At 65.5% G+C, this 2,559-nt stretch carries 2 protein-coding genes; one reads left to right on the top strand and one right to left on the bottom strand.

Annotated features, from left to right (window positions below):
• The first annotated feature begins 187 nt into the window (after positions 1-187).
• On the top strand, positions 188-958 hold the full coding sequence (locus ACWFQ8_RS33425; RefSeq protein WP_453790028.1) for a class I SAM-dependent methyltransferase: 771 nt from the start codon (positions 188-190) through the stop codon (positions 956-958).
• Between the two features lie 183 nt (positions 959-1,141).
• Here ACWFQ8_RS33425 and ACWFQ8_RS33430 read toward each other — a convergent pair whose 3' ends face one another.
• Positions 1,142-2,374, bottom strand: coding sequence for a transposase (locus ACWFQ8_RS33430; protein ID WP_453790029.1), 1,233 nt, complete (start codon positions 2,372-2,374; stop codon positions 1,142-1,144).
• Between the last annotated feature and the right edge of the window lie 185 nt (positions 2,375-2,559).

The raw sequence follows: 2,559 nt of genomic DNA on the forward strand, positions 1-2,559 counted from the left end.
CCACCGTCCACGCAAAGTCCACGGCTACCGCAGCTCAGCCGAGATCTACTATGACCTTCTGAACAGCGGTGATGCACTGACCGCTTGAGCCCGCCATGGTTTCTTGAAGGCCCGCAGCCGAGTTTGGTGGCGGGCAGGCCATGCTTCCCCACACTGGACGTGTGGTGATGTGGGTAATGTGACTGTCATGAACGACGCTTCTGTGACGCGGTTCTACAATCAGCTCGCAGCGGACTATCACCTAATCTATGGCGACTGGGACAGCTCAGTGGCCCGCCAGGGCAAGGCTCTGGACGTGGTGATCCGCTCAGCCCTAGGTGCAAAGTCTGCCGCGGTGCTGGACTGCGCATGCGGGATCGGTACTCAGGCCATCGGCCTCGCGCTGCAGGGGCACCGGGTCACGGGTACCGACATCAGTCCTGTCGCCACCGAGCGTGCGGGGCGGGAGGCTGTTCAGCGGGGCCTGGAGATGCCCACGCAGGCAGCCGACATGCGATCACTCCCATTCGAAGACGCCGCCTTCGACGTTGTTGTGTGCGCCGACAACTCCCTGCCGCACCTGCTGACCGCAGACGACATCCGCACGGCACTGGGCGAGATGCGCCGCGTGCTGCGAAGCGAGGGCCTGCTGCTGATCAGCACCCGGCCCTATGACCAGATCCGGCAATCCCACCCCGCTTCGACAGCCCCGCAGCTCCATGGATCGGGAAGCGGTCGAATTGTCACCTTTCAGTTGTGGGACTGGCACGAGGACGGCGAGCGCTACGACCTGGAGCACTTCCAGCTGATCCCCGACGGCGATGACTGGAATGTCAAGGTGCGGCGTACCACGTACTGGGCCCTCACTCAGGAACAACTGACCGGTTTCGTGACTGAGTCGGGATTCGACAAACCCGAGTGGGTTTTGCCCGAAGACAGCGCCTTCTTCCAGCCTCTCCTCATGGCCCGGGTTCCCTGACGCGGGCTGTCACCTTTGGGGTGCTGATGGTCCAAGGTCTGTGATGCGCCCGCCAGACGGAAGAGATAGACGCCCGACTGCCAGCCGAACTCGCGGGAATCGAGGGCGTCGCGCATCCCACCGCGATCTTCGAGTGCGCGTCAGCCCGTGGCCCTGCGTAGGTCCGGCCAACCTGGCTCTCGGTCATGCGGCTGTCGCCTCGTCCCCGCCGAGCATGCTGAAGTCGACGTCCAGGCGGGCGTCGTAGTCGTCGGGGGTAATGCCGAGTTCGTGGGTGGAGTACTCGCCGAACCGTTTGATGTGCTCGGTCAGGTACGGGGAGACCTGCGCGAGGTCGAGCGGGTCGACCGCCCGGCCCACGGCCTGCAGCTCGCGGACCACGTCGGCGATGTCGAGTGTGTTGCGGAAGATCACCAGGTTGGCCAGCAAGGACGTGAACTTCACGTCCTTCTCCTGCTCGACCGGGTCGTTCGCCGCCACCGTGCCGTTCTGGCCGAAGCGCACCCAGTCGGAGAAGCCGTTGAACGCCTCCACCTTGTTGGTCGCCGCCGTCACCCGGGCCCGCAGCGGGCTGTCCGAGAGGTAGCGCAGCAGCTGGACGGTCCGGATCACCTTGCCCACCTCACGAAAGGCCGTGTAGGTGGCGTTGCGCCGCGAGCCGGAGCGCAATCGCCGGAGCAGCAGGACGGAGGAGATGGTGCCTTCGCGGATCGAGACGATAACCCGCATCAGGTCCCGGAAGTGGGTCTCGAACAGGCGCCAGTCGATGACGTTGCGTCCCGCCTCGCCGAACAGGGCGTCGATGTGCTTGTACTGCGCGGTGCGGGATGGGCGGAAGAACAGCAGGTCTTTCCAGTTGCGGATGCGGGGCATCAGGTCGATGCCGAGCAGGTGGGCGATGGCGAAGACCGGGTAGCTCTGGCCCAGGGTGTCCGCGTGGATCGTGGCCGGGCGGACCTCGGCGGTGTTCTTCAGCAGGCCCTCGATGATGTAGACGGCCTCCCAGACCCCGCACGGCACGAAGTGCGTGAACAGTGCGATGTACAGGTCGGAGACGTGGTGGTAGGCGATGCCGCCGACCGCCCCGTACCGCACGGATGTCTCGGCGAGCAGGTTGTCGAGGTATGTGTCCATGTGGGTGCCGTCGGCCGCGGCAGTGGTGCCGTTGCCCCACGCGCGGGATAGGTCGAGCTGGGCGTGCCGGTCCACCACGTCGCCGATTGCCTCGTTCAGCTTCGCCGTGGTGACGTGGCGGCGGGACGCGAGGGACAGCTCGTGGCCGGAGACGCCGGCGATGTGCCGGGCGGCCTCGGCGAAGGTCATGTTCGTGCCCTTCACGAACGTCGTGATCACGTACCGGCCGAACGGGTCCTTCAGCTTCGGGTCGTTGCCGGACGCCGGGCCGAACCGGTCCACCACTCGATCCAGTACGCGGTGCGGGCCACGATCCCCAGCAGGGTGCCTCGGGCATCCGCTCCTTGACGGCCTGCTCCAGTACCTGCGCGCTCTTACTGATCGTTTCAGAATGAGATTCGTTGAGGGGCTTGGCAGTTGGGTGTGCTGTCGGCAGGATCTGGGGTGTGTCTGCTGATCTCGTGCCT

The sequence above is a fragment of the Streptomyces sp. NPDC055254 genome, assembly GCF_053606025.1.